This window comes from Acidobacteriota bacterium (assembly GCA_040752675.1).
Classification (GTDB): domain Bacteria; phylum Acidobacteriota; class Polarisedimenticolia; order JBFMGF01; family JBFMGF01; genus JBFMGF01.
Map to the genome: position 1 here is coordinate 1 of JBFMGF010000067.1, position 5,270 is coordinate 5,270.

The window sequence follows — 5,270 nt, forward strand, 5'->3', positions numbered from 1 at the left end:
GCGTATCGGAAGGTTTTGACGTTGAGCAAGAAGCTGAAGCCGGAAGAGATCTCGCGGACCCTGGAGATGAGTTTGAGTCTGGTGAGAGAGTATCTGGAACTTTCCAATGAGAAAGAAGGAGAATGAAGATTAAAATCTGCGGCTACCAAATCTTGCATTTTGCAGAAGTCTTAGCTATGTAAAAAGAGGAGGTAGTAAGTTATGAAAAGTAGGGGAATATTGGGGGTAGTGGTAATGTGCATAGGATTAATTGGGTTTCAGAGTGTAGCTTCTGCCAATCTAACAGCCGAAATCAAATCCTGGCACATCATCGGGCTGGACAGCAATAAGCCAACTACTGAAGGACCGAATCAGTTTCTGGTACAGATAAGAATTGCCAATAACAGTACTACTGTGGCTACTGATGTTACTGCTGCTTTTAGCTGGACTACTGCCAACGACTACATTAACTTAGCCTCAACCCAACCGACAAGCCAGAATATTGGTAATATTTCCGCAGGGGCATTTAAATAGGTCTTCTATCTGGTGGAGATTACTCGGACTAAAAGCGCCCATGATACCAAGCGAGATTTTAAGGTGGAGATTACTAAGGACAGCGAATCTACCCCCTCAGCGACGGTTACTCAACAGCTCTATGTGGAAAAGCTAATTTCTCAGGCCAGAAATAACACTACTTCTATTACTGCCCCTTCATCAGTTGCCCTGGGTCAGGAGTTTGATATTACGGTTGTTGCCTCCACTGCTACAGAATTTGACGAGATAGCCCACTTCCTTAATGTTGATCCCAGTCTGCTTCAGATTCAGTCCATCAGTGTTACCTATAGCAAACCTTCTGGAGCTACCAATAATGCAATCTATAGACAGAATGCTGGTGGAGATGTTTCTTACACCTTCAGGCTCAAGGCTATAAAAGAAGGTACAGCACAGATGCGGCCACTCATCTATGACCGTTCTGGTTCAAGCTATCATTATCCTAACGACTTTGATAACGCTGATCGGCTCATCACCATTTCTATAGGCAGTACTAACAACCCTCCCGGCACTTTTTCTTTAGTTTCTCCTATTAACAATTTAACAGTGAATACCCTTAAGCCAACCTTTGACTGGCAGGATGCTATTGACCCAAATGGGGATGCAGTAACTTACACTCTGTGGTATGATACCAGGAGTGACTTTACCACTAAGAAGGAAGTGCCAGACTTAACTACCAGCATCTACTCCCCAACTACACCTCTTCAGGATAATACCATCTACTACTGGAAGGTAAAAGCTTCAGATGCTAAAGGCAAAGAGCGGTGGAGTGATGAGACCTGGCAGTTTAAAGTGAAAGTGAAGGGTAAAGATGTACATGCTCACCATTTCCTCCGTGTCGGAATTCAAGGAGAAATGATATAGTAGGGAACTCTTCAAATGGGACCTGATCAGAATGAGCAAAAAGATTCAAGGAAGAGAGCGTTTTTGAGGAGGCCGCGTCATAAAGAAGACTTCGAAAAAAAATCAAGCGACCGGAAGAAAGAGCTATGATGTGATCATTGTCGGTGCCGGACCTGCCGGTCTCTTCGCCGCTCTTGAAGTGGCTCAGAGCGGGTTGAGGGCCCTGATCATCGACCGAGGTGGGGATGTCCACGAACGAGGATCCCTCACCCACAAGAAGAACAGCGCCGATGGATCAGAGAAGATTGAGTGGATCTCGGGTGTGGGGGGCGCCGGGATCTTTTCCGATGGGACACTGAATCTGAGGCCCGACATCGGAGGGGATCTCTCGGAGTATACGAAAGACCAGGAGGAGGCCTGGTCCCTTGTCCAGTACGTTGATGATCAATTCCTGATCTATGGAGCTCCCGAGGAAATCCTGCGTCCTGATGCGGAGGAGGTAGAATTCCTCAAGAGAAAAGCCGCCGCAACGGGAGCGACCTTCATCGAGATTCCCCAGAGACACATCGGATCGGATAAAGCATTTGAGTTGATTCAGAATTTCAGGGATACCCTGATCGGAAAGAATGTGGAATTCCTCCTGAGGCACCACGTGGAGGGCTTGATTATCGATCAAGAAAAATGTCGGGGAGTGATCTGTGAGAATGGTAAAAGGATTTCCTCACAAGCTGTCATCCTGGCTCCCGGGCGGGCGGGATCGAGCTGGATGGAAGCACTGGCCGCTGAGATAGGATTGAAAGCCCGCCATGGACCGATCGATATCGGTGTCCGGGTGGAGGTTCCGAAGATCGTCATGGAGCCGGTCACGAAGATCAACCGAGATCCGAAGTTTCACATCCGGACCAGAACCTATGATGACTTCATCCGGACCTTCTGCACCAACGATGGGGGCTTCGTCGTCAAAGAGACTTACAACGATTATGTGGGGGTGAATGGGCACTCCTTCAAAGGGAAGATCTCCTCCAACACGAACTTCGCCTTCCTGGTCCGCGTTGAATTGACGGAACCGATCGAGAATACATCCCAATATGGGAGGAGTGTGGCTTTGATGGCCACAACGATCGGGGGAAGGAAACCGATCATTCAAAGGCTGGGAGATTTGAGGCGGGGGAGGAGATCCAACCAGGCTCGGATCTCAAGAAACTATCTGAAATCGACTCTGACAGACATCACCCCGGGGGACATTTCTATGGCTCTTCCTCACAGAATCGTGACCGACATCCTGGAGGGGCTGGACATCCTCGATACCATCATTCCGGGCGTGGCTTCCGATTCCACACTCCTCTATGCCCCGGAGATCAAATATTATGCGATGAAGATGGAGGTGGATGCCCGGATGCAGACCAGTATCAAGCGGCTCTTCGTAGCTGGTGATGGAGCAGGTCTCTCGAGGGATCTGATCAATGCCTCAGCCACAGGGGTTCTGGCGGGGAAGGGGGTTGTTTCGATTTTGAGATGAGCAGGATTTTCCTATTCTGTCGGGTGGGGTTCACTGTTTTAATCTTAGCGAATCTTGCTTTTGCCTTCGGATCGAGCCAGGATGACTGCCTCCTGTGTCATGGTAATCCCAGTCCGAGGGAAAGCGGTGAGGGGAGACTCTCTGTGGATCAGGGTCAGTACGAGGGATCCGTCCATGGGGAGACGGGAATGGCCTGCACCGATTGTCACAACGATCTGGAGGGAGTGGAGGATTATCCCCATCTTTCTCCTTTGAACAGAGTTGAGTGCGGAGCCTGCCATGACCGGGAAGCGAAGGATCTTTCCAAGAGCATTCATGCCGTTGTCTCTGAGACAGGGAAAGATACGGCTGACTGTGCGGATTGTCACGGAACTCACGATATTCTGAAGGTGAGCGATCCGCGTTCCCGGATGCATCCCCTTCATCAGCCGGAGACCTGCATACGCTGTCATGCCGATATCAGGATAGCGGAAAAATATCACATCAAGGGGGAGGAGTTCATCAAGCAGTTCAAGGAGAGCGTTCATGGCCGAGCTCTCACCATGGCAGGGCTCACCATCACCGCCGTCTGCAGCGCTTGTCACGGAAGTCATCTGATCTTGTCGCACAGAGACCCCCAATCCACGGTTCATCGGATGATGGTTCCAAAGACGTGCGGGAAATGCCATGCCGGGATTTATATCGACTACGTCGAGGGGGTTCACGGCGAGGATTACCTGCAAGGAAACGAAGATGTGCCGGTCTGCACAGACTGTCACATGGAACACAATATCAAGGCTTCCATCCACCCGGAGTCTTCCGTCTACACCACCCACATTGCTCAACTCTGCTCCCAGTGCCATGATGATGAAAGGATTTCTATGGAGTATGGGCTCTCCAGCTCCCGGCTGAAGACATTTTTGGGAAGCTACCATGGCGTAGCTTTGAAGTACGGAGATGTCACCGTGGCCAATTGCGCAAGCTGTCATGGATACCATAACATTCGGCCCTCCACCGATCCCAAATCCTCAATCCACCCCTCCAATATCCCAGAAACCTGCGGGAGTTGCCACCCCAGGGCCGGGATCAATTTCGCCAGAGGAAATGTTCATGATTGGGCTGGAAAAGAGAGCAACATCATCGCCTATTATGTCAGGAAGTTTTACATTGCCTTCATCGTGCTTTTGATCGGCACGTTCTTTATCTTCATCCTGTCCGATCTTTTTGCTCGATTCCGGAAGCGATTTCTGGAAGTCAAATCCTGACGGGGTAAGAAAAGGAGTTCCCAGAAGGAACAGGGAGATGGAAAAGATCGATACGAAAGGGCTGGAAGGAATCATTGATGATGATGAAATATTTGAGAGGATGCCTCTGTCCCAGAGGGTGCAGCATATCATCCTGGCGGGGAGCTTCATCTTGCTGATCCTCACCGGATTTCCGCTCCTCTTTCCGGAGATGAAGGTGATGCGCTACATCTTCTTTTTCCAGTACAGCTTCTGGGTTCGGGGTCTGCTTCATAGAATCGCCGCCATGTTCCTGATCGGCGTCAGCGTCTACCATATTTTCTATATTGTCTTTTCAGAAGAGGGGAATCGCTTCGCGAAAGAGATGATGCCGAAGCCAAAGGATATCTACGATGCCTCCGCTCTCTTCATGCACAACATCGGCTTGATATCGTTTCTCCACAGGAAGGGGATTCTGAAAAGCTTTCTGGACCGGCATCAGCAATTTCTGTTCAACGAAAGGCCAAAATTCGGGAAATACAACTTCATCGAAAAGTTCGAATACATGGCGGTGGTTTGGGGAAATATCATTATGATCACCACCGGCTTCTTCCTCTGGTTCGAAGAAACCAGCATCGCTCTCTTCCCGAAATTCGTTCTTGATATCATCCGGGTCATCCATGGCTTTGAAGCCATCCTGGCGTTTTTGGCGATCATCATCTGGCATATGTATAATGTTCATCTGAATCCAGAAGCCTTCCCCATGAGCTGGATTTGGCTCAATGGCCAGATCAGCGGCCGGGATCTGAAGCATCATCATCCTCTGGAATACGAGAGGATCGCCAGGGAGAGACTTCAGATGAAGAAGGCCAGTGAACAGGCGGCCAACCTCATTTCTTCAGAGAAACCCCGGTGAGCTCCGCCAGGAGGGAAATGCCATGGTAGGTCCAGAAGGAAAAGGAAAGGTGATCTACGACGCTATCCTCATCACCCTGCTCGGAGTCATGTTGGGTTTTTCTTTCAATTATGCCAGAAAAGATGGCGTGCCCATCATCAAAAAGCCCCTTCCCGTGAAACAAAGCCAAAGTGGTGAAGTGCGAGAGAGCAGGGCAGTCGAACCTCAGGAACCGGAATGGATCGAACTGGAGCTAGCCAGGAAACATTTTGAAGAGAAG

Annotated in this window: 6 protein-coding genes; all 6 read left to right on the plus strand. The window is 49.7% G+C overall.

Going from position 1 to position 5,270, the window contains the following annotated elements; all coding sequences use genetic code 11:
- Window positions 1–201: 201 nt before the first annotated feature.
- Window positions 202–513, plus strand: a complete 312-nt coding sequence (locus tag AB1756_06950) for a hypothetical protein (protein MEW5807065.1) — start codon at window positions 202–204, stop codon at window positions 511–513.
- A 63-nt stretch (window positions 514–576) separates the two neighbouring features.
- Window positions 577–1,395 carry a hypothetical protein gene (locus AB1756_06955; GenBank protein ID MEW5807066.1) on the plus strand — a complete coding sequence of 273 codons (819 nt, stop codon included), beginning with the start codon at window positions 577–579 and terminating at the stop codon, window positions 1,393–1,395.
- A gap of 130 nt (window positions 1,396–1,525) precedes the next feature.
- Entirely contained in the window at window positions 1,526–2,893 is a 1,368-nt protein-coding gene (locus tag AB1756_06960; protein MEW5807067.1) for an NAD(P)/FAD-dependent oxidoreductase, read from the plus strand.
- The gene (locus AB1756_06965; GenBank protein MEW5807068.1) at window positions 2,890–4,137 is read left to right on the plus strand and encodes a cytochrome c3 family protein; all 1,248 of its coding nucleotides are present in this window, start codon (window positions 2,890–2,892) and stop codon (window positions 4,135–4,137) included. Before AB1756_06960 ends, AB1756_06965 begins: the two co-directional genes overlap by 4 nt.
- Before the next feature lie 37 nt (window positions 4,138–4,174).
- On the plus strand, window positions 4,175–5,011 hold the full coding sequence (locus tag AB1756_06970) for a cytochrome b/b6 domain-containing protein (protein MEW5807069.1): 837 nt from the start codon (window positions 4,175–4,177) through the stop codon (window positions 5,009–5,011).
- Between the two features lie 22 nt (window positions 5,012–5,033).
- Window positions 5,034–5,270, plus strand: a 237-nt coding sequence (locus AB1756_06975) for a hypothetical protein (GenBank protein MEW5807070.1), incomplete at its 3' end; no start/stop codon positions are given.

What these genes read in the sequence shown, in the direction of transcription:
- AB1756_06950 (MEW5807065.1), top strand. Translation starts at nt 202, where the DNA reads ATGAAAAGTAGGGGAATATTGGGGGTAGTGGTAATGTGCATAGGATTA.
- AB1756_06965 (MEW5807068.1), top strand. Translation starts at nt 2,890, where the DNA reads ATGAGCAGGATTTTCCTATTCTGTCGGGTGGGGTTCACTGTTTTAATC.
- AB1756_06970 (MEW5807069.1), top strand. Translation starts at nt 4,175, where the DNA reads ATGGAAAAGATCGATACGAAAGGGCTGGAAGGAATCATTGATGATGAT.